Source organism: Micromonospora sp. NPDC047620 (assembly GCF_043205005.1).
Taxonomy (GTDB): Bacteria; Actinomycetota; Actinomycetes; order Mycobacteriales; family Micromonosporaceae; genus Micromonospora.
Window position 1 is genome coordinate 233,979 of record NZ_JBIDDG010000008.1, and the last position, 20,971, is coordinate 254,949.

Below are 20,971 nucleotides of genomic sequence, written 5' to 3' on the forward strand. Positions count from 1 at the left end.
ACCGACGATGAGACCGAAGGCGCTGCTCGCCCTGCTGCTCGCCGCCGTGCTGGCCGCCACCGGCTGCGGCTCCGGCTCCGGGTCGTCCGACGACGGCCCGGTGCGGCTGCTGGTCTTCGGCGCGCCCGAGGAACTCGCCGCCTACCGCACCCTCGTCGAGGCGTACGAGAAGGCGCGCCCCGGCGCCGACGTGCAGCTCGTCGAGGCCAGCGACCGCAAGGACCTGCTGGCCCGGCTGGCCACCTCGGTGGCCGGCGGCGCCCCGCCGGACCTGTTCCTGATGAACTACCGCTTCTACGGCCAGTTCGCCGCCAAGGACGTCATCGAGCCGCTGGACGACCGGCTCGCCGCCTCCGACGCCGTCGACCCGGCCGACTACTACCCGGTGGCGTGGAACGCGTTCCGGTGGAAGGACCGGCAGCTCTGCCTGCCGCAGAACGTCTCCAGCCTCGCCGTCTACTACAACCGCACCCTCTTCGCGAAGTACGGTGTGCCCGAGCCGAAGGCCGGCTGGACCTGGAACGACCTGCTCACCACCGCGTCCGCGATGACCCGCGACTCCCGTGGCGTGGTCGTCAAGGCCACCGAGAGCGAGGGCGCGGCGCTGCGCCCCGCCGTGCACGGCCTCGGCGTCGAGCCGTCCATCATCCGGCTCGCCCCGTTCGTCTGGTCCAACGGTGGCCAACTCGTCGACGACCCGGCGAGGCCGACCCGCCTGACCCTGGACACCCCGCCCGCCCGGGAGGCGCTGAAGAACCTGGTCGACCTGCGGCTGGCGTACGGGGTGGTGCCCACCGACGAGGAGGTGGAGGCCGAGGACGACGAGTCGCGGTTCGCCAACGGCCGGCTCGCCATGCTGATGAGCTCCCGCCGCTCCACCACCACGTTCCGCTCCATCACCGGCTTCGAGTGGGACGTCGCCCCGCTGCCCGTCTACCGGGAGCAGGTCGGCGTGCTGCACTCCGACGCGTACTGCATGACCCGGGGCGCGAAGCGCAAGGACGCCGCGTGGCGGTTCCTGGAGTTCGCGATCGCCGAGGAGGGCCAGCGCATCGTCGCCGCCACCGGCCGCACCGTCCCGTCCCACATCGGAGTGTCGCAGTCGCCGGCGTTCCTCGGCCCGGCCCAGCCGCCGCGCAGCGCGAAGGTCTTCCTCGACGCCATCCCCACCGTCCGGGCGCTGCCCACGGTCTCCACCTGGCCCGAGATCGAGGACGTCACGTACGGCATCCTGGAGAACGCCATGCACCGGGGTGACCGGCTCGACGACGTGATCCGCGACCTCGACCAGCAGACCCGCCCCCTGTTCGCCCGCGGCGAGCACGGGTGAGCGACCCCGGCCTCGCCCTGGCGGGGGTCTCCGCCGCCTACCGTGGGTCGACGGTGCTGCACGAGGTGGACCTGACCGTCGCCCGGGGGGAACTGCTGGTGGTGCTCGGCCCGTCGGGGGCCGGCAAGTCGACGGTGCTGCGGGTGGTCGCCGGCCTGGAACCGGTCACCGCCGGCCGGGTCCGCATCGCCGGCCAGGACGTCACCGCCGACCGTCCCGGCCGGCGCAACGTGTCGATGGTCTTCCAGTCGTACGCGCTCTTCCCGCACCTGACCGTCGCCGAGAACATCGCCTTCGGCCTGGAGGTGCGCGACACCCCCCGGGCGGTCGCCCGGGACCGGGCCCGCGTGGCCGCCGAGACCGTCGGCTGCGCCGCCCTGCTGGACCGGCGGCCCGGGCAGCTCTCCGGCGGGGAGCGGCAGCGGGTGGCGCTGGCCCGCGCCCTGGTGCGGGAGCCGGACGTGTTCCTGCTCGACGAGCCGCTGTCCAACCTCGACCTGGCGCTGCGGGTGGAGATGCGTGCCGAGCTGCGCGCCCTGCACGACCGGCTGGGCGCCACGATGGTCCACGTCACCCACGACCAGACCGAGGCCCTGGTGCTCGCCGACCGCATCGCCGTGCTGCGCGACGGGCGGATCGAGCAGGTCGGCACGCCCGACGAGATCTGGCGCGCCCCGGCCAGCACCTTCGTCGCCCGTTTCGTCGGCTCCCCGGCGATGAACCTGCTCCCGGCCGAGGGGGTGCTCGTGCCGTCGGGCACCGCCCCGGTCCGGGCCGCCGAGGAGCTGGAGATCGGCTTCCGGCCCGAGGCGGTCACCCTCGGCGCCACCGACGGCACGGACGCCACCGTCGACCGGGTCGAGGTCGTCGGCGAGGACGCGTACGCGTACCTGACCCTCGCCGGCGGGCACCCGGTCGTCGCCCGGGTGCCGGCCGCGCGTCGGCCCGAGCGCGGCGCGGCGGTACGCGTCGGGGTGCGCTGGGCCGACGTGCACGTCTTCCACGCCGCCTCCGGCCGCCGGTACGCCCCGTGACGACGACGGACCGCCGCTCCCGCCGGCAGTTGGCGCTGATGCTGGCGCCGTACCTGGTGGGCCTGGTCGGGTTGGTGCTGCTGCCCGCCGCGGTCACCCTGGGGCTGGCCTTCACCGAGTACGACCTGCTGCGCCCGCCGCGCTGGGTGGGGCTGGCCAACCTCGCCGCGCTGGTCGACGACCCGGTGTTCCGGGTGGCGCTGACCAACTCGCTGGTCTTCGCGCTGGTGGCCGTACCGCTGCGGGTGCTCTTCGCGCTCGGCCTGGCGCTGCTGCTGCACCGCCGGGCGCTCGGGGTCGGTCCCGCCCGCACGGCGGCGGTGCTGCCGACGGCGGTGCCGGAGATCGCCTACGGGCTGCTCTGGCTGTGGCTGCTCAACCCGCTCTACGGCCCGATCAACCAACTGCTGCGCACCGGCGGGGAGAACGGCCTGACCGCGCTGGGCCGCACCCCGCCGCAGTGGCTCACCGACCCGACCGACGCCCGGGCCGCGATCATCCTGATGAGCCTGTTCACCATGGGGGAGACGTTCGTGGTGCTGCTGGCGGCCCGCCGCGCGCTGCCCCGCGACGTCTACGAGATGGCCGCGATCGAGGACGCCACCGGCTGGGACGTGTTCCGCCGGATCACGCTGCCGCTGATGGCGCCGGTGCTCGGGCTACTGGCGGTGCGCGACGCCATCCAGAGCCTGCACTTCACGTTCGTGCCGGCGTTCGTGGTCACCGACGGCGGCCCACCCCCGTACGCCACCACCTACCTGTCGCTGTTCGTCTACCGCACCGGCTTCGAGTACCTGCGCTACGGTTACGCCGCCGCGGCGACCCTGGTGATGATCCTGCTGACCGTGGCGGCGGTGCTGGTGCAGTGGCGGCTCATCCGCCGCTACCGCGCGTTCTACCGGGTGTGAGGAGCCCGGCGCGACCCCGAAATTCCCAGGCGCCGGCCCCGGGCGCCGTGACATGATCGCGCACTGCGCAAGCCGGGTGCAGGAGCGTGGGGAGGACGGCATGGAGTACGAGGTACGCCGGATCGGGCCGGAGTCGACCGCCGGGGCGGCGGCGGTGCTCGCCGACGCCTTCGACGGCTACCCGTGGATGGCCTGGACGGTGGCGGCCGACCGGCACCGGGAGCGGCTGGAGGCGATGTTCGCCGGCACGGTCGACGCGGTCGGGCTGCCCTACGGCGACGTCTGGGCAGCGGTGGGCCCCGACGGCCGGCCCGCGGCGGTGGCCGTGTGGCTGCGCCCGGACCGGCCGGTGCCGGACGAGGTCTGGGCCGGCGTCGCGGCGCGCAACGCCGAGTTGGCCGGCGACCGGCACGCGGCGCTGCGCGCCGCCGACGCGGCCTGTGCCTCGCTGCGGTCGGTCGAGCCGGCGTTCCTGCTGGCCACCGTCGGCGTGCGCCGGGTCGACCAGGGCCGGGGGCTGGGCGGCCGGGTGCTGCGGCCCGGCCTGGCCGAGGCGGACCGCGCCGGCCTGCCGGCGGTGCTGGAGACCTCGTCGGAGCCGAACGTGCGGCTCTACCAGCGGCTCGGTTTCGCCGTGACCGGGCAGGTCCAGGTGCCCGACGGCGGTCCCCACGTCTGGGCGATGCGCCGGCCGGCCGGGCGGGCCGACACCGGGACGCGGGTGTAACGGGCGCTGGCCCGGGTAGCCGCCGGGAATGGAGCTGGTCGAAGAGTCGCCGTACCGCTTCCGGATCGACCGGCACGACCCGATGCGGGTGCCGGGAGTGGTCTTCGCGTCCCGGTCGTTGCTGCCCGACGCCGGGGCGGACAAGTCGCTGGAGCAGGTCGCGAACGTCGCCACGCTGCCCGGCATCGTGGACGCCTCGTACGCCATGCCCGACGTGCACTGGGGCTACGGGTTCCCGATCGGCGGGGTGGCCGCCACCGACATCGCGCACGGCGGCGTCGTCTCGCCCGGCGGGGTGGGCTTCGACATCTCCTGCGGGGTCCGGCTGCTCGCCGCCGACCTGGACCGCGACGGGCTGCGGCCCCGGCTCGACGCGCTGATGGACGGGCTGGGTGAGGCCACCCCGCGCGGGATGGGCAAGGGCGCGGTGTGGCACCTGTCCTCCCGCTCGGAACTCGACGCGGTGCTGCGGGGCGGCTCCCGGTACGCGGTCGAGCGCGGCTTCGGCGTCGAGCGGGACCTGCACCGCTGCGAGGACTACGGCGCCGTCGGCGACGCCAACCCGGCCCAGGTCAGCGAGCGGGCGATCGAGCGCGGCGCGCGCCAGGTCGGCAGCCTGGGCTCCGGCAACCACTTCCTCGAGGTGCAGGCCGTCGAGGAGGTGTACGACGACATTGCCGCCACCGCCTTCGGGCTGCGTCCCGGCCAGGTCTGCGTGATGATCCACTGCGGGTCACGGGGGCTGGGCCACCAGATCTGCACCGACTACGTCCGCGCGATGGAGAAGGTGATGGACCGGCACAACATCCACGTGCCGGACCGGCAGCTCGCCTGCGCCCCAGTCTCCTCCCACGAGGGCCGTGCCTACCTGGGCGCGATGGCCGCCGCCGCGAACTACGCGCGGGCGAACCGGCAACTGCTGACCGACGCCGCCCGGAAGGTCTTCGCCCGGGTGACCGGCAGCCGGCTGGACCTGGTCTACGACATCTCGCACAACCTCGCCAAGATCGAGGACCACGACGTCGACGGCGAGCGGCGCGCGCTCTGCGTGCACCGCAAGGGTGCCACCCGCGCGCTGCCCCCGGGCCACGCCGACCTGCCCGACGACCTCCGCGACGTGGGACAGCCGGTGCTGATCCCCGGCTCGATGGGCACCGGCTCGTACGTGCTCACCGGCGTGCCGGGGGCACCCGCGTTCGCCTCCACCTGCCACGGCGCCGGGCGGGTGCAGAGCCGCAAGCAGGCCGTGAAGGCCGAACGCGGCCACGACCCGCGCGGCCAGCTGGAGGCGCAGGACATCGCGGTGCGCGGCGCGTCCAGGCGCGGCCTGGCCGAGGAGATGCCGACGGCGTACAAGGACATCTCGGCGGTGGTGGCGGCGGCCGAGGGCGCCGGGCTGTGCCGGAAGGTGGCCCGGCTGGTGCCGCTCGGCGTGGTGAAGGGCTGAGCCGGCGGCTCACACGTCGAGGGTCACCGCGCAGGACCAGCCCCCGCCGTCGCGGCCGAAGCGCAGCTCGTGCAGGGAGACGGCCTTCGGCACCGCGCCGACGAGTTCCACGGCGTCGGTGTCCGCCGTGCGCCAGCGGACCACCAGGCCGCCGGCGCCGTCGTCTGCCACGTCGGTGTGCAGCGGCAGCTCGCCCTCCGTCTCCAGCCGGAAGATCACCTCGTCGAGTACGGCCACCAGCAGGTCCTCGTCGTCGCCGGCCGGCGCACGGAACTCGCGCTCGCCGCCCGGCTGGGCCCCGGCGGGGTCGACGAACGTCCCGACCTGCGCGGCGACCGCCTCGGCCACGCACTCCTCCCGGGTCGGCGCCCACGCCTCGATGCGGACGTCGGCGGTGTGCGGCACGCAGCGGTGCCCGCGCTCGGGTCGTCGCTCCATGCCCCGATCATCCGTCACCGGCCCGCCGCGCGCGGGCGGGTCCGCGCAGGCCGAGGCGGGCTCAGCGCAGGTCGAGGCGGGCTCAGCGCAGGTCGAGGCGGGCTCAGCGCGGGCCGAAACGGGCTCAGCGCGGGCCGGGGCGGGCTCAGCGCAGGCCGAGGCGGGCGATGGGCTCGACGAGTTCGCGCTCCTCGTAGGCGAGGTGGGACAGCAGCGTGTCGCTGAGCAGGTCGACGGCCGCGCGGAGCTCGGCCATCCCGTCGGAGACGGAGACGAACGCGACGAGGGCGCGGTCGACCCGCTCCAGGACGTCGTGGATGGCGTGGTGCTCCTGCTCCAGCCGGTCGATCACCGGCGCGAGGCGGGGGTCGCCGGCGCGCAGGTGCGGGAAGATCCCCCGGTCCTCGAGGGTGTGGTGGGTGGTGACGACCCGGCAGTACGACTCGCAGTAGGTGCCCAGCGTCCACTTGTTCTGCCGGATCGTCATGGTGTTGATGTGCGAGCGGGCCGTGCCCGCGTCGAGCAGCCCGGCGCCCACCTGCTCGACGAGGTCGTGGAGGCGGGCGAGTTCGGCCCGCAGCCCGTCGTGCACGTCGACGAGGTGCTGCGCGCCGGCCTGGTCGTGCGGGGTGTAGGTGCGGGCGGGGTCCGGCGCGGGGCCGGTCGGCCGGGTGGTCTCGTCCCAGACCCGGATCGCGCTGCGGCGGACGCCGTCGTCCGGCGTCGGCACGACCGCGAAGGCTCCCGCCCCGGCGGGCGGGCGCTCGCCCGGCGGCTCCGCCGGGGCGGTCACCGGCACCGGTCCCGCCGTGTCGGGCGCGGTGGCGGCGGTGCGCTCGGCGGCCACGAGGTCGCGTACGGCGGGGGCGACCTCGGCGGCGAAGCGCCGCAGGTCCTCGGGGTCGTCGCTGCCCAGGATGAAGGTGCTGACCCCGTCGCCGAGCGCGAGGTCGGCGAGTTCCTCCGCCCACTGCTCGGGCGGGCCCTGCAGCGGGCCGCGGCCGACCGGGGTGAAGCGGCCGGTCACGTTGAGCAGCCGGCGGACGTCGCCGGGGGACCGGCCCGCCTCCCGGGCCGCCTCGTCGATGGCGGTGTTGCCCCGGGCGAGGTCGCCGGGCTGGAGGTAGCCCAGCGACGGCAGCCACCCGTCGGCCCGGCGCCCGGTCAGGGCCAGCATGCGCGGCTTGTACGCGCCGAGCCAGATGCCCACGTCGTGGGCGGGCGCGGGGCCCCGCTTCGCGCCGACCACCCGGTGGAACTCGCCGTCGACGCGGACGCCGCCGCGCGCGTCGACGTCCCAGACCTGGCGGATGACCTCGATCGCCTCCTCCAGGGCCCGCACGCCCTGCCCGGGGGAGAGCCGACGCCCGCCCATCGCCTCGATGGCCTCCCAGAACGCGCCGGCGCCCAGGCCCAGCTCGACCCGGCCGCCGGAGAGCAGGTCGAGGCTCGCCACGCTGCGGGCCAGGACGGCCGGCGGGCGCAGCGGCAGGTTCGTCACGTTCGCGGCCAGCCGGACGCTGCTGGTCCGGGCCGCCACGAAGCTCATCAGCGTCCACGTGTCCAGGAACGCCGGCTGGTACGGGTGGTCCTGGAAGGTGACCAGGTCGAACCCGACCTGCTCGGCCAGCACGGCGAGGCCCACCACCCGGCCCGGGTCGGCGTTGCCGGGCGTCAGGAACGACCCGAAGGTCAACGGGTGCCCGTAGTCGCCCATGTCGGCCTCTCCCCCTGTCCCGCGGCTGCGCCGAGCCGCAGGGCAGATGGTATGCCGGGCGCGGACGTCGGCCGCCCCCGACCGACGATCCCGAGGGGCGGGGCGGGCCCCGGTGGCCCGGCGGAGGGCTGCCCCGCGGCGGGGCGTTGACGCCGGTAGATAGGCCCCCTATGGTCCTTACGGACCGGACCGTTATGTGCCCCTCCCCGAGCCCGTGCTCGTCGCGCGACGGGTCGGTCCCGGAGTCCCGGGGGAGGAAGTCAATCGCCCGGGTGCTTCCGCTGCAATTCCGGATCCGACCGTTACGGCTCGACCGCCGGTGCCTCCGGCGGTCGCGGGAAGAGGAGCAGGCGCCCATGACGAACCGCCGCACGTTGATCCGCTACGCCGCCGCCCTCGCGGTGGCACCGGCCGTCCCCGCCGCCTGGCCCGCGTCGCCCGCGTCGGCCGAGCCGGCCGCCGGGGTGACCGTCGACCCCTTCGGCATCCCGCTGCGCGACGTCCTGCTCATCGGCGGGACCGTCGCACCCGGCCCGGACGGCAGGCCGGTGCTCTGGTCCGCCGTCTCCGGCGAGCCGGCCCGGCTCGCCGCCATCGACCCGGCGACCGGCCGGACGGTCTCCGACCAGGAGCTCACCGGCGCACCCGGCTCGTACGCGGTGGCCGCCGCGCCCGACGGCACCGTCTACGTCGGCGCGTACAGCACCGGCGACCTGTACCGCCGCCGGCCCGGCCCGGACAGCCCCGTCGAGAACCTCGGCCGGCCGCTGCCCTCGGAGACGTACATCTGGCGGATCGCCGTGGACGACGCGGGCGTCGTGTACGGCGGCACCTTCCCCGGCGCCCGGGTCTTCGCCCACGACCCCGCCACCGGAACGACCCGGGACTACGGCCAGGTCCTCCCCGGCGCGCAGTACGTCCGCAGCCTCGCCGTCACCGCCGACAAGGTCTACGCCGGCACCCAGCCGGACGCCCACCTCTTCGAGATCGACAAGGTCAGCGGCGAGATCCGGGAGCTGCCCCTGCCCGACGGGCTCGGCGCCGGCACCGGCCAGACGGTGTACGACCTGAACGCCCACGACGGGCGGGTGTACGCCCGGTTCGGCTCCGCCATCAACGGCCGGCTCGGCGTGTACGACATCGCCCAGGGGCGGTGGACCGACCTGATCGACAACGTGGCCGGGCTGGACGTCTCCGCGCCCGGCCCCGGCGGCCTGGTCTACCTCACCCGCGCCGGCCGGCTCACCGGCTACCACCCGGACACCGGGACGTTCACCGACACCCCGCTGGTCTTCCCGGGTCGAGTGGTCAACAACCGGGGCATCGGCTGGGTCACCCTCGCCGACCGGGACTGGCCGGGCCGCACGCTCGTCGGGCTGCTCTGGCGGGGCGACATGTTCCGCTGGAACCCGGTCACCGGCCGCGCCGACGTGGTGCAGACCGACGTGCCCGGCGAGCCCATCCCGATCGCCGCGCTGCACGTCGGCGCCTCCGGCACGGTCTGGGTCGGCGGCTACCTCAACGGCGGCCTCGCCCGCGTCGACCCCGACACCGGGGTGTCGACGTTCCAGCGCTTCGCCCAGGTGGAGAGCGTGCTGGAGACCGGCGGCCAGGTCTGGCTGGGGGCGTACCCGGACTCGCGGCTCTACCGGTACGACCCGGCGAAGCCGTGGAGCAGCCCCGAGTACTCGCCGGGCCTGCCGGGCAGCGCGGACAACCCGGCGAAGCTGCTCGACCTGAAGGCCGCCGACCAGGTGCGGGCACGGGCGCTGACCGACGCCGGGGACGCGGTGGCCTACGGCACCATGCCCAACACCACCCTCGGTGGGGCGTTGGCCGTCGTGGACAAGGCCACCGGCGCGGCGCGCGTGCACCGGCCGGTCGTGGCCGACCAGTCGATCGTCAGCCTCGCCCATGTCAACGGCCTGATCGTGGGCGGCACCTCGATCTCCGGCGGGTACAGCGTCCCTGCGCCCACCCAGACCGAGGCGCGACTGTTCGGCTGGGACGTCGCCACCGACAGCGAGGCGTTCCAGTTCGTCCCGGTGCCGGGCGCGACGGCGATCCCCGCCCTGACGGTGGACCGCAGCGGCCTGCTGTGGGGGCTGGCCGGCGGTCAGCTCTTCGCCGTCGACCTGGCCACCCGCTCGGTCACCCAGCGCATCCAGCTCGCCCCGGGGGTCGCCGACAGCCGCGCCAAGCTCGGCTACGACGCCCCGCGCCACCTGTTGTACGCGCTGGTCCGCGGGCGGCTGCTGGTCCAGGTGGACCTGGCCACCGGCGCGACGCGGCAACTGCTGGACCAGCCGACGGAGTTCCTCGCCGTACACCCGGACGGGCGGCTCTTCGTCGGGGCCGGCGAGCACCTGCACCGGGTCACCGTGACGGGCTGACCCGCCGGACGCGGACGGCGGGCCGGCGATCGAAGGAGATCGCCGGCCCGCCGCCGGTCGTGCCGGTGCCTAGAGCTGGATGCGGACCAGGTTGCGGCCGCGCAGCGCGTAGAGCGCCGAGCCGTCCGGGGCGGCGGTGAGCAGCGCCCCGCCGCCGTACCACTGCGCGTTCAGGCCGGTGACGAACGGGGTGACCGTCATCGTCGCCGGGTCGAGCTGCCACACGTCCTTGCCGTTGGTGCCGTAGATCGTCGCGCCGACCTGCACGAGGGTGCTCTGACCGGAGGCGACGGTGGTCGTCGACACGACCTGGCGGGTGCGCTGGTCGACGGCGAAGAGCACGCCGGTCTCGGTGAGGCCGATGATCCGGTCGCCGGTAACCGCGAGGTCGACGATCTGCTTCGCGCCGGGGACCGGGGTGATCTCCCAGGTCTTCGTCCGGCTCGCGAGGTCGAAGCCGGCGAGCCGGGCCTCGGTGGCGCGCGGGGTGGTGCCGAAGCCGCCGTTGACGCTGCTGCCGAGGAAGGCGGTGCCGTGCTTCACCGCCACCGACCGGATCGACTGGTCGGCGATGACGTCGCGGTGCACGTCCAGTGCACCGGTGCGGGGATCGTAGAGGCTGACCGCGCCGCCGTACCGGCCGTAGTCCGGTTCGGTGCCGACGACCAGCAGGCTGTCGGCGGGGGACCAGGTGGCGTCGAGCGGCCGGGTCTGTTCCGCGCCGATCGCGGCGACCCGGCGCGGGTCGCCGTCGGGCGCCATCCGGAAGAGGTACGCCAGCGTGTAGACCGACATCCAGATCTCGCCCGCGACGGGCGTCATGGCCTTGGCCTCGCCGGGCAGGAACCGCCGGGTGGAGGTGCCCGCCGCCAGGTCGTGCACCTGCACGCCGGCCTTGCCGGAGACATACACCCGGGGGCCGTCGGTGGCGATCGCCATGGCCAGTTCCGGCGCCGGCGGCATGCCGGCCTGGGTGAGGTCGACGCCGGTCAGCTCGCCGGTGTTCAGGTCGTAGGTGACCACGGTGTTGGTGACGACGCCGCGCAGCTGGTCGCCGGTGACGAAGATCCGGCCGAAGGAGGCGCCGTCGTAGGGCACGGCGAGGGTGCTGAGCTGCCCGGTGTCCCGGTCGTACTTGCGCAGTGTGCCGGAGGGGCGGGTGCCGAGGTAGACGTCGTTGCGCGCCGGGTCGACGGCGATGGCGGTGATGAAGCTGTCCGGCGTCTGCACCACCTCGTACCTCGACGGGTTCGCGGTGTCGATCAGCAGCATGGTGCCGGTGGGGGAGAGGGCCGCGGCGAGGAGGCCGTTCTCCAGGGCGAGGGTGCCGACGAAGGTGCGGTCGGCGAACTCGGGCGGCAGGAGTTCCCGCTTCGCGCCGGTGGCCCGGTCGATCGCGATCAGGTGGGCGTGCGCCCCGACGCCGGCGTAGATGGTCGTCGCGTCGACGGCGATGCTGCGCACGTACTGCTCGCCGGGCACCGCGACGCCGTAGTCCCGGGTGGCGCCGGTGGCGGGGTCGTAGGAGAAGACCCGCCCGCCGGGGTAGGTGCCGCCGTAGACGACGCCGTCGGGCGCGGTGTCCAGGGCCCAGATGTACCGGTCGGGGGAGACGTCGGCGACCTTGGTTACCCCGGTGCCGGTGGTGTCCACCCGGTACAGGTCGCCCGGCTCGTAGGTGCCGACGTACAGGTCGGTGCCGACCGAGGTGGTGGCCCAGGCACCGCCGCCGGTCGGCAGCTCGTAGCGCTGGTCGACCGTCTGCGCGGCCAGGTCGTAGCCGCCCACCACGACCGGGTTCACGCCGCCGGTCGCCGTGTAGATCGTCCCGTCGATCAGCTCGGAGCCGTTGACCGAGGTGACCTCGGAGGCGGGCCCGAGGTCGGTGACGGCGCCGGGCGGGGGTGCCTCGGCGTGGGCGGGCCCCGCCGGTACCGCCAGGGTGGCGGCGGCCAGCAGCAGGGCCGCGGTGAGCGCGGTACGTCGCAACACGACCTCCAGAGTCTCAGGTTTCGGTCCGGGCTCTAACCGTCACAGCCCACCACGCTGATCGCGCCGTGTCGAGCCCTCGTCGCGGAATCCGCACCGTGTGGGCGCGAGCATTCATCGGTACCTCTAGAGTTCCGGACGCCACCGTAATAGGGTGCCGGCATCGTCGAACGTGGAGGTCGCGTCGTGTCGCCGTTACGTCGTCCCCTTGTGCCCGCCGTCGTCCTGGCGCTCGCCGCCGCCCTGCTGCCCGCCGCCCCCGCCACGGCCGCGCCGGCCGCCCCCACGCCCGGCGCGGTCACCGACTTCGGGGTCCAGCAGACCGCCCTCACCGTCTTCGAGGGCCACTACGGCACCGGCGCCGCCGGCCGGCCCGTCGTCTACGGGGTCCAGATGGGCTCGCCCGGGGTGCTCAGCGTGGCCGACCCGGTGACCCGGGAACTGCTCGACACCGCCTACCTGCCCGACTCCTCCGGCGCCTGGGGCATCACCCAGGCCGGCGACGGCACCGTCTACGCGGGCAGCTACCCCAACGCCCACCTCTACTCGTACGACCCGGACACCCGGGCCACCGTCGACCTCGGCGCACCCGTGCCGGGGCAGACCGTCCTCTACGGCCTGCGCCCCGGCGCCGACGGCCGGGTCTACGGCGGCACCTACCCCGGGGCGCACGTCTTCTCCTACGCTCCGGGCGAGGGGTTCCGCGACCACGGCCGGATGTACCCCGGCGAGCAGTACGTGATCGACGTCGCGGTCGACGCGGCGCGCAACGTGCTGTGGGCGGCGGTCGGCACGGGTGGCCACCTGATCCGCCTCGACCTGACCACGGGGGAGAAGCGGGACATCTGGCCGGAGGCGCTGCGCGGCGACCCGAACCACCCGTACGACATCAACCTGGTCGGCGGGAGGCTCTTCGTCAAGCGCAGCAAGCTCCAGGCGCTCGTCCTCGACCCGGACACCGGCGCCGTCCTGGCCGACGGCTTCACCATGGGCTCCCGGGGCACCTCGCCGCTCGCCCCCGACGGCCGGTCGGTCTACTTCACCTCCGGCACCGACCTCTGGCGCTACGACCTGCCGACCGACACCGCCGGGCCGGTGCGCGACGGCGCGGGCGCGCCGGTGCGCAGCGACGGGGCGGGCATCGGCTTCGGCTTCCTCGACGGCCAGCTCTACGCCGTCGTCGGCAACTACGCCGGGCAGGCACTGCGGTACGACCCGGCGACCGGCACCAGCGAGCGCTACCGGCTGCCGTTCCCGCCGCAGGCGCTGGACATCAACAACATCACCGCAGGCCCGGACGGCCGGATCTGGACGAACCTCTACATCAACGGCAACCTCGCCGTGCTCGACCCGGCGACCGGCGCCGCGACGAACGTGGGCCGGCTCGGGCAGGCCGACGGCTTCGGCTGGCACGACGGGAAGATGTACCAGGGCGTCTACCCGTACGGCGGGGTGCTCGTCTACGACCCGACCCAGCCGTACCGCCTCGGCACCAACCCGCGCGAGCTGTTCCGGCTGCAACCCGAGGGCCAGAACCGCCCGATCGCCTTCGCCTCCGCCGGCAGCCGGGTCTACGTCGGCAGCACGCCCGACTACGGCCTCTGGGGCGGCGCGCTGACCGTGTACGACACCGCGACCGGCGCCCGCACCACCCGCCGGGACATCGTCGCCGACCAGGGCGTGATCAGCCTGGCCGTGGTCGGCGACCGGCTCTGGGCCGGCACGACGATCAGCGGCGGCGGGGGCACCGTGCCGCGCGCCACGGAGGCGAAGCTGTTCACCGCCGACCTGGTGACCGGCGAGAAGACGGCCGAGTACACCCCGGTGCCGGGCGCCGACGCGATCACCTCGGTCGTCGCCGGGCCGGACGGCATGATCTGGGGACTCGCCGACGGCGAGGTGTTCGTGCTCGACCCGGCGACCGGCGCGGTGACGCACCGCGTCGACGTGCCCGGCGGCTACTCCGGGGTGGCCGACGAACTGGTCGTCAGCGCCGCCGACGAGCACGTCTACGCCTCGCTCGACGGCTACCTGCTGAAGATCGACCCGCTGTCGAAGGCGGTGCGGGTGATCCGGGACGCCGAGACCTACCGGCTGACCCAGGACGGCCAGGGCAACCTGTGGTTCCGCAACGGGGTCAAGGCGCCCAACCGGGCGGTCCAGTACGGCTCGCACCTGCTGCGGTACGTGCCCGAGGCGGACGCCTGCCCGCGCTCCGACCTGCGCCGTCAGGTGTACGCGGGCGACGCGGCCGCCGTGCCGAACCGGTACGCCGACGGCGGGTGCACGGTCAACGACCTGATCCGCGACGAGGCCGACTGGGGCAGCCACGGCGCGTTCGTCGCGCACGTCGCCTCGGTCACCGACGGGCTCGTGGGAGCCGGCGTGCTGGACGACGCCGAACAGGACGCCATCGTGGCGGCGGCCGCCGCCTCTTCCGTCGGCCGCTAGGCGGTCTACGCGGCGTCCTGCGGGCGCCGTGGGCGGGGCCCGGGCGACGCCGTCCGGGCCCCGCCGTGCTCGACCCCGACGGGCCGCCGCGTGGCCCCGCCGTGGCGGTCGGGGAAGTCCCGGAGCCGCCCCGGAGATCCGCCGTAGCCACTGGCCGGCACCCCGATAGGAAGGCACGCTACAGGTGCCCAATCTACTGGAGGTGCCGCCGTGTCGACCCGACGACGATCCCGGGGCCGCGTCCTCATCGGCGTGCTCGCCGTGGTGCTCGTGCTCTGCTGCGGCGGGGCGGCCGTGGGCGGCTGGGCCCTGGCGCGCGGCGGCACCGACACGGTCGGGCAGGTCGACTTCGTCCGCCCGCTGGCCGTACCGCCGCTGGCGACCTCGCGGGTCGACGGCCAGGGGCGGCGGGTGTTCGACCTGCTCGCCCGCCCCGGCCGGCGTGACTTCCGCGGTGACGGCCGGTTGACCCGCACCGCCGGCTTCGACGGCGACTTCCTCGGGCCGACCCTGCGCGCCAAGCGCGGCGAGCGGGTGGTGGTGAACGTGGTGAACCGGCTCGCCGAGGAGACCAGCGTGCACTGGCACGGCATGCACCTGCCGGCCCGGATGGACGGCGGCCCGCACCAGCCGATCCGGCCCGGGGCCACCTGGTCGCCGACGTGGACGGTCGACCAGCCGGCCGCCACCCTCTGGTACCACCCGCACCCGCACGGCGCGACCGAGGAGCACGTCTACCGCGGACTCGCCGGCATGTTCATCCTCGACGACGACCGGGAGGCAGCCCTGCCGCTGCCGCGCCGCTACGGCGTGGACGACGTCCCGGTGATCGTGCAGGACCGCAACTTCTCCCGCAGCGGCGAGTTCAGGAAGACCCGCAACGTGATCGCGGGCATCGGGGTGCTCGGCGACACCCTGCTGGTCAACGGCACCGTCGGGCCGTACCTGGACGTGACCACCGAACGCGTCCGGCTGCGCCTACTCAACGCCTCCACCGCCCGCACGTACGACTTCGGCCTGGCCGACGACCGGCCGTTCGCGCTCATCGGCAGCGACGGCGGGCTGCTGCCGCGCACCGCCCGGGTGAACCGGGTGCAGCTCTCCCCGGGCGAGCGGGCCGAGATCGTGGTGGACGTCCGCCCGGGGGAGCGGGTGACCCTGCGCAGCACCCCGCCCGACCTCGGCGCCGGCGCGCTGGCCGACCGGTTCGCCGGCGGCGCGGACCGCTTCGACGTGCTGCAACTGCGCGCGGCCGGCACCCTCGCGGCGTCGCCGCCGGTGCCCGACACGCTGGTCCCGGTCGACCGGCTGGACCCCGCGTCCGTTGGCGAGACCCGCCGGTTCACCCTCACAGGCCGCGGCATCAACGGCCGCTCGATGGAGATGGACCGGATCGACTTCGTCGCGACGAAGGACGCCACCGAGGTCTGGGAGGTGGTCAACCAGGACGGCGCCCCGCACAACTTCCACGTGCACGACGTGCAGTTCCAGGTGCTGTCGGTCGGCGGTCAGGCCCCGCCGCCCGCGCTGGGTGGCTGGAAGGACACCGTCTACCTCGCGCCCCAGCGGCCCGTCCGGCTGGTCCTGCGCTTCACCGACCACACTGACCCGGACGTGCCGTACATGTTCCACTGCCACCTGCTCTACCACGAGGACGCCGGCATGATGGGCCAGTTCGTGGTGGTGGAACCGGGCCAGCGCGCCGGCATCCCACCCCGGCCCGGCACCCACGCCGGGCACGACTGAGTCTGTCGCACCCGCTGGTTAACCTGCCGGCATGATCATGGACGACGCGGACGCCACCACCGTACGGTTTCTCCGGATGATGCGGGCCACCCTGCGCGAGGAGAAGGCCGGCGAGGACACCCTGGGGCGCACGGTCGAGCTGGCCCGGGCCTGGGGGACGAGCGAGGCCGCCGACGCGCACCTGCGCGCGGCGCTGCGGCGGCTGCACGGCGAGTCCCCGGATGCCGACGACCCCCGGCAGGTGGCCGACGAGTGCGCCGGCCTCGACCCGGACGGCGTGCCGGACCAGGCCACGGCCGCGAAGGGCCGGGCAATCGGCCGGTTCGCCGCGAACGCCCGCCGGCTGCGCGAGGGCGAGATCGGCCCCGCCGAGTTCGACCGGATCGTGGGGGAGGGCCGGGAGGGCTGACGGTCGCGGGCCGGCGGCGTACGGTCGGGCGAATGCGGATCACCAAGTTCACCCACGCCTGCGTCCGGCTGGAGCACGACGGCGGCGTGCTGGTCATTGACCCGGGCACGTGGAGCGAGCCGCGCGCCCTGGCCGGCGCGGACGCCGTGCTGGTCACCCACGAGCACACCGACCACGTCGACGTGCTCCGGCTGGCCGGCCTCGGCGTGCCGGTCTTCGCGCCGGAGGGCGCGGCGCTGCCCGGCCCGGTCCCGCTGCCCGTGACCCGGGTGGGCGCCGGGCAGCGGTTCACCGCGGCTGGCCTCACCGTGACCGCGCTCGGCGGCCGGCACGCCACCATCCACGGCGGCCAGCCCGACTGCGCCAACCTGGGCTACCTCGTCGGCGACGACGTCTACCACCCGGGCGACTCGCTGCACCCGCCGGACCGGCCCGTCCGGACCCTGCTCGTCCCGGCGCAGGCGTCCTGGCTGAAGCTGACCGAGGCGATCGAATTCGCCCGGGCCGCCGGGGCGGAGCGGGTGTTCCCGATCCACGACGCCCAGCTCAACGACCGGGGGCTGGCCAGCGTGAACGGCTGGTTCGCCGAGACCGTGCCCGGCTACCGCCACCTGGCACCAGGGGAGTCCGCATGAGCGGCCGTCCTCTCGCCTGCCCGCCGTCCTCGACCCGGGAGCGGGCGCCCTGGCCGGTGGTCGGCCGAATCGCTCCGGTGCCCCCGTGCGGTCCACCGGCCGACTGCTATACGGTCGCCAGGTGAGGATCGAAGAGCACTGGTGGAACGGCGACACGTCCCAGCGCGGGCGCCGCGACGTGTACATCCGCACGGACGGGCAGCGCTGGGACGTGCAGGTGCAGATCGGCGGCGCCTCCGGCCGGTCCCGGGTGCAGGAATGCCCGGGCCGGGCATCGGCGGTCATCCTCGCCGGCGCCTGGCGGGGCAACCATCCCGCCTGGCGTGAGGTGTCCGCCTGACGGTGCCGGCGTACCGGGGCCGAGGTCGACGTCGACGAGGGGCGGCCCGTGGTGACGCCGCCGGGTCATGAGTGGGCGTTGACCCGCCCACTCCCGCCGGCGGCTGGTTACGCTCGGGTCGTCGTCGAGGTCGGGGGAGCAGCATGAGCAGCCAGACGGTCCCCACGGTGATGCCGGCGGCGTTCTTCGGGCACGGCAGCCCGATGAACGCCCTGGAGCTGAACCGGTACACGTCCGCGTGGCGCGCCTTCGGCCGGTCGGTGCCGCGACCCCGCGCGATCCTGGTGGTGTCGGCCCACTGGTACATCGGCGCCACCGCCGTCACGGCGATGCCCCGACCGAAGACGATCCACGACTTCTACGGCTTCCCGCAGGAGCTGTTCGACGTCCGCTACCCGGCGCCGGGCCTGCCGGGGCTGGCCGAGGAGATCAGCGACGTCGTCCACCCCACGTGGGTCGGCGCGGACGTCGACTCCTGGGGTATCGACCACGGCACCTGGTCGGTGCTCACCCACGCCTTTCCCGACGCCGACATCCCCGTCGTCCAGTTGAGCATCAACGCGTTCAAGGATCTGGACTACCACCTGGACCTGGGTGCGAGGTTGGCGCCGCTGCGCGAGCGCGGCGTGCTCGTCGTGGCCAGCGGCAACGTGGTGCACAACCTCGGCGGGGTGGATCCGCGCATGGTCGACGAGGGCTTCGACTGGGCGCACCGGTTCGACGAGGCGGCGAGGGAGGTCATGCTCGGCGAGCCGACCGAGGCGCCCGCGCTCGACGCCCACCGCGACTTCGGCCTGGCCGTGCCGACGCCGGACCACTTCATTCCGCTGCTCTACCTGGCCGGCCTGGCCGGGGCCGCCGGCAACGGCTCGGAGGTGCTGGTGGACGGGTACGCGTACGGATCGCTGTCGATGACCGCGTACACCGTCGGGCTGACCTGCCAGGGGCCGGGCTCGGCGGCCGGCGCGCCGCTGCTCCCGGCCGACGTACCCCCCGACTCCTCGAACATCTGACCACCCGGCCTCAGCACTCGAAGCCGCCGGCGAGCCGGTCGGGTCCTTCCTCAAGACTCGGCGCGGGCCAGCAGCAGGCCGAGCGCCACGAACGAGCCGGCGAAGCCCCGGCGCAGCCAGCGGGTCACCGCCGGCCGGGCCAGCACCGCCCGGCCGTCGCGTGCTGCTCACCCCGGCCCACCAGTTCCCGACCGGCGTGGTGCTCGGCGGCGACCGCCGCCGCCAGCTCGCGGCGTGGGCCCGGGCCGGCGGCCTGGTCGTCGAGGACGACTACGACGCCGAGCACCGCTACGACCGGCCGCCGGTGCCCGCCCTGCGCGCCGTGCTGCCCGACCACGTCGGCTACGCCGGCAGCGTGTCGAAGCTGCCCGCGCCCGCCCTGCGGATCGGCTGGCTGCTGGTGCCGTCACGCCACCGGGACGCGGCGGTCGACGCCAAGCGCAACGCCGACCTGGGCAACGCGGTGCTGCCCCAACTGGTGCTGGCCGATGACATCGGGTGCGCTGGAGCGGCAGCTGCGGCTGCTGCGTCGACGGCACGTCCGGCGGCGCGACGCGATGGTGGCCGCCGTCGCCCGGCACCTGCCGGGCGCGACGGTGCACGGGGTGGCGGCCGGGCTGCACCTGACGGTCACGCTGCCCGGCGCGGTGGCCGACACGGAGGTGGCGTCGGCCGCGTTGGAGCGTGGGGTGAAGGTACAGCCGCTGTCGTGGCACTGCCAGCGTCCCCCACCCGCCGGGCCTGGTCCTCGGCTACGCGGCCAACACGGCCTCGGCCATCGAGGAGGGCGTCGGGATGATCGCCGCGGCCCTGGGAGCCGGCCGGAACTGACCGACACCGGCAGCGAGCGGACGCGCCCGGCAGTGCGGTCGCCCGTCGACCGGAGACGACCCGCCGTGTGCGGACCCGCGCCGCCGTGGGCCTGACCCGGGGGGTTTGTCCGGTGCCCGTACGGGGACACGTCCCTGCCACCGCCATGCGTGAGAAGGAGTAGGCGTGCGTTCCTCAGCCGGCCTCGACGCCGTTTCCGGCCCACGCGGGTCATGACGTCGCCGTGTCCGCCCGACGAGTGACGGGAGCGCGGCGTCTCCGCTCGGTGACCGAGCAGTCCCGGGTCGCCACGGAGGAGCTCTTCCTCGACGTGGTGTTCGTCTTCGCGTTCATCCAGGTGACCACCCTGATGACGGCGGAGGCGGGCGAGCTCGGCGTGCTGCACGGCCTGCTCGTTCTCACCATCCTGTGGTGGTCCTGGTCGCTGTTCGCCTGGCTTGGCAACCGGGCCCAGGCGAGCTACGGCATGTCCCGGCTGGTGATCCTCTCCGTCACACCGATCATGTTCGTGCTGACGGTGACGATCAGCGAGGCCTTCACCGACGTTCCGGGCGGCACGGACACGTCGCTGGCGTTCGTGGCCTGCTTCGCCGCCGTGCGGGTGCTCTACCTGGCGCTGCGGATCTACGCGACCCCCGGCCTGCGCCGCGTCGACCTCGCCGCGCTCACCGTGCCGATGGTCGTCGCGGTCGCCCTGCTGCTGATCGCGGCGCTGCTTCCCCGGTCGGCCCTCGGCGCGGACCAGGCAAGGGCCGGGCAGGTCGTCCTCTGGCTACTGGCGATCATCGTCGACTACGGGGCCGGGCAGGTGCTCCGGGTCCCCGAGCGCCAGATCTTCTCCGCCCGGCACTGGGCCGAGCGGCACAACCTGATCATGATCGTGGCGCTCGGCGAGGTCCTGGTGTCGGTCGGCATCGCCGGAGGCGATGAACCCGGCTCACCGGGTCTGATCATCGCCTCCGCGCTCGCCGTGGTGGTCGCCGGCGCCCTCGAATGGATCTACTTCGACCTGTCCGCACTCATCGGCGAACGCGCGCTGCGGGGCGCGGACCAGGCCCGCCGGGTGACCCTCGCCAGAGACGGCTACACGTACCTGCACCTGCCGATGATCGCCGGGATCATCCTGCTCGCGCTCGGGCTGAAGCACGTGCCGTCGCTGGTCGGCGACGCCCACGCCTACCGGCGGGGTGACCCGCTCGACAGCCTGGGCCGGTACGCCATGTACGGCGGGGTGGCGCTGTTCATGCTCGCGCACGCCGCGTTCCAGTGGCGGCTCAGCCGCGCCGCCCGCGCCCTCGTGTGGCCGCGGGTCTTCGCGGCGATCCTGCTGGTGGCGCTGATCCCGGTCATCGCCCGACGGTCGGCACTCGCGGCGCTGGCGTGGCTGAGCGTGATCTGCGTCGTCACGGCGGTGATCGAGTTCTTCCTGTCCCGCCCCGAGCGGCGGCGGCTCCGCGAGGCGCTGTCGGAGGAGGACGAGTGCCCGAACGGTGAGCCGCCCACCTGATCGGTGCGGGAGCGCGGGCGACGGGCCGCATCGGTGGCCCGTCGCCCGACGCCGCG

General features: G+C 74.6%; 18 protein-coding genes. 14 read left to right on the forward strand and 4 right to left on the reverse strand.

Features of this window, described 5'->3' with window-relative positions; genetic code table 11:
- Positions 1-7 precede the first annotated feature (7 nt).
- From ACGF5C_RS12435 to ACGF5C_RS12455, 5 genes are all read left to right on the forward strand, one after another.
- Positions 8-1,330 carry an ABC transporter substrate-binding protein gene (locus tag ACGF5C_RS12435; protein WP_393300343.1) on the forward strand — a complete coding sequence of 441 codons (1,323 nt, stop codon included), beginning with the start codon at positions 8-10 and terminating at the stop codon, positions 1,328-1,330.
- Entirely contained in the window at positions 1,327-2,364 is a 1,038-nt protein-coding gene (locus ACGF5C_RS12440) for an ABC transporter ATP-binding protein (RefSeq protein WP_393300347.1), read from the forward strand. The genes ACGF5C_RS12435 and ACGF5C_RS12440 overlap by 4 nt, the downstream gene beginning before the upstream one ends.
- A gap of 38 nt (positions 2,365-2,402) precedes the next feature.
- Entirely contained in the window at positions 2,403-3,272 is an 870-nt protein-coding gene (locus ACGF5C_RS12445; RefSeq protein WP_393300479.1) for a carbohydrate ABC transporter permease, read from the forward strand.
- A 100-nt stretch (positions 3,273-3,372) separates the two neighbouring features.
- A complete protein-coding gene (locus ACGF5C_RS12450) occupies positions 3,373-3,999 on the forward strand; it encodes a GNAT family N-acetyltransferase (protein ID WP_393300350.1) in 627 nt (208 codons plus the stop codon).
- Between the two features lie 28 nt (positions 4,000-4,027).
- Positions 4,028-5,446 (forward strand): RtcB family protein, encoded by a 1,419-nt coding sequence (locus ACGF5C_RS12455; protein ID WP_393300353.1) that lies wholly within the window; start codon positions 4,028-4,030, stop codon positions 5,444-5,446.
- 9 nt (positions 5,447-5,455) lie between these two features.
- Here the strand turns inward: ACGF5C_RS12455 and ACGF5C_RS12460 are convergent, their stop codons facing one another.
- Entirely contained in the window at positions 5,456-5,884 is a 429-nt protein-coding gene (locus ACGF5C_RS12460) for an archease (RefSeq protein ID WP_393300356.1), read from the reverse strand.
- A 145-nt stretch (positions 5,885-6,029) separates the two neighbouring features.
- On the reverse strand, positions 6,030-7,601 hold the full coding sequence (locus ACGF5C_RS12465; RefSeq protein WP_393300359.1) for an LLM class flavin-dependent oxidoreductase: 1,572 nt from the start codon (positions 7,599-7,601) through the stop codon (positions 6,030-6,032).
- A 356-nt stretch (positions 7,602-7,957) separates the two neighbouring features.
- On the opposite strand from ACGF5C_RS12465, the gene ACGF5C_RS12470 reads away from it, so the two are divergent.
- Positions 7,958-9,994, forward strand: coding sequence for a hypothetical protein (locus ACGF5C_RS12470; RefSeq protein WP_393300362.1), 2,037 nt, complete (start codon positions 7,958-7,960; stop codon positions 9,992-9,994).
- Between the two features lie 69 nt (positions 9,995-10,063).
- Here ACGF5C_RS12470 and ACGF5C_RS12475 read toward each other — a convergent pair whose 3' ends face one another.
- On the reverse strand, positions 10,064-11,986 hold the full coding sequence (locus tag ACGF5C_RS12475; RefSeq protein WP_393300365.1) for a hypothetical protein: 1,923 nt from the start codon (positions 11,984-11,986) through the stop codon (positions 10,064-10,066).
- A gap of 183 nt (positions 11,987-12,169) precedes the next feature.
- Here ACGF5C_RS12475 and ACGF5C_RS12480 point away from each other — a divergent pair, with 183 nt between their 5' ends.
- The 6 genes from ACGF5C_RS12480 to ygiD all read left to right on the forward strand — a co-directional run bounded on the left by ACGF5C_RS12480 (position 12,170) and on the right by ygiD (position 18,577).
- Positions 12,170-14,434 (forward strand): hypothetical protein, encoded by a 2,265-nt coding sequence (locus tag ACGF5C_RS12480; protein ID WP_393300368.1) that lies wholly within the window; start codon positions 12,170-12,172, stop codon positions 14,432-14,434.
- 210 nt (positions 14,435-14,644) lie between these two features.
- Entirely contained in the window at positions 14,645-16,180 is a 1,536-nt protein-coding gene (locus tag ACGF5C_RS12485; protein WP_393300371.1) for a multicopper oxidase family protein, read from the forward strand.
- A 31-nt stretch (positions 16,181-16,211) separates the two neighbouring features.
- Entirely contained in the window at positions 16,212-16,589 is a 378-nt protein-coding gene (locus ACGF5C_RS12490) for a hypothetical protein (protein WP_393300374.1), read from the forward strand.
- Between the two features lie 32 nt (positions 16,590-16,621).
- Complete coding sequence (locus tag ACGF5C_RS12495; protein WP_393300377.1) at positions 16,622-17,224, forward strand: MBL fold metallo-hydrolase; 603 nt, start codon at positions 16,622-16,624, stop codon at positions 17,222-17,224.
- Between the two features lie 121 nt (positions 17,225-17,345).
- Positions 17,346-17,564 carry a hypothetical protein gene (locus tag ACGF5C_RS12500; RefSeq protein ID WP_350708282.1) on the forward strand — a complete coding sequence of 73 codons (219 nt, stop codon included), beginning with the start codon at positions 17,346-17,348 and terminating at the stop codon, positions 17,562-17,564.
- A 143-nt stretch (positions 17,565-17,707) separates the two neighbouring features.
- Positions 17,708-18,577, forward strand: a complete 870-nt coding sequence (gene ygiD / locus ACGF5C_RS12505; RefSeq protein ID WP_393300380.1) for a 4,5-DOPA dioxygenase extradiol — start codon at positions 17,708-17,710, stop codon at positions 18,575-18,577.
- Between the two features lie 124 nt (positions 18,578-18,701).
- On the opposite strand, the gene ACGF5C_RS12510 is transcribed toward ygiD, so the two are convergent.
- The gene (locus tag ACGF5C_RS12510; protein WP_393300382.1) at positions 18,702-18,914 is read right to left on the reverse strand and encodes a hypothetical protein; all 213 of its coding nucleotides are present in this window, start codon (positions 18,912-18,914) and stop codon (positions 18,702-18,704) included.
- A gap of 151 nt (positions 18,915-19,065) precedes the next feature.
- Here ACGF5C_RS12510 and ACGF5C_RS12515 point away from each other — a divergent pair, with 151 nt between their 5' ends.
- Positions 19,066-19,503, forward strand: coding sequence for a hypothetical protein (locus tag ACGF5C_RS12515; RefSeq protein WP_393300385.1), 438 nt, complete (start codon positions 19,066-19,068; stop codon positions 19,501-19,503).
- Positions 19,504-19,673: 170 nt separating this feature from the next.
- Entirely contained in the window at positions 19,674-20,915 is a 1,242-nt protein-coding gene (locus ACGF5C_RS12520; protein ID WP_393300388.1) for a low temperature requirement protein A, read from the forward strand.
- Positions 20,916-20,971: the final 56 nt, after the last annotated feature.

Bases quoted from the DNA above. Each gene is read 5' to 3' on its own strand.
- ACGF5C_RS12495 (WP_393300377.1), top strand. From the start codon at position 16,622: ATGCGGATCACCAAGTTCACCCACGCCTGCGTCCGGCTGGAGCACGAC.
- ACGF5C_RS12470 (WP_393300362.1), top strand. From the start codon at position 7,958: ATGACGAACCGCCGCACGTTGATCCGCTACGCCGCCGCCCTCGCGGTG.
- ACGF5C_RS12435 (WP_393300343.1), top strand. From the start codon at position 8: ATGAGACCGAAGGCGCTGCTCGCCCTGCTGCTCGCCGCCGTGCTGGCC.
- ACGF5C_RS12515 (WP_393300385.1), top strand. From the start codon at position 19,066: ATGACATCGGGTGCGCTGGAGCGGCAGCTGCGGCTGCTGCGTCGACGG.
- ACGF5C_RS12465 (WP_393300359.1), bottom strand. From the start codon at position 7,601: ATGGGCGACTACGGGCACCCGTTGACCTTCGGGTCGTTCCTGACGCCC.
- ACGF5C_RS12455 (WP_393300353.1), top strand. From the start codon at position 4,028: ATGGAGCTGGTCGAAGAGTCGCCGTACCGCTTCCGGATCGACCGGCAC.
- ACGF5C_RS12490 (WP_393300374.1), top strand. From the start codon at position 16,212: ATGATCATGGACGACGCGGACGCCACCACCGTACGGTTTCTCCGGATG.
- ACGF5C_RS12445 (WP_393300479.1), top strand. From the start codon at position 2,403: ATGCTGGCGCCGTACCTGGTGGGCCTGGTCGGGTTGGTGCTGCTGCCC.
- ygiD (WP_393300380.1), top strand. From the start codon at position 17,708: ATGAGCAGCCAGACGGTCCCCACGGTGATGCCGGCGGCGTTCTTCGGG.
- ACGF5C_RS12450 (WP_393300350.1), top strand. From the start codon at position 3,373: ATGGAGTACGAGGTACGCCGGATCGGGCCGGAGTCGACCGCCGGGGCG.
- ACGF5C_RS12460 (WP_393300356.1), bottom strand. From the start codon at position 5,884: ATGGAGCGACGACCCGAGCGCGGGCACCGCTGCGTGCCGCACACCGCC.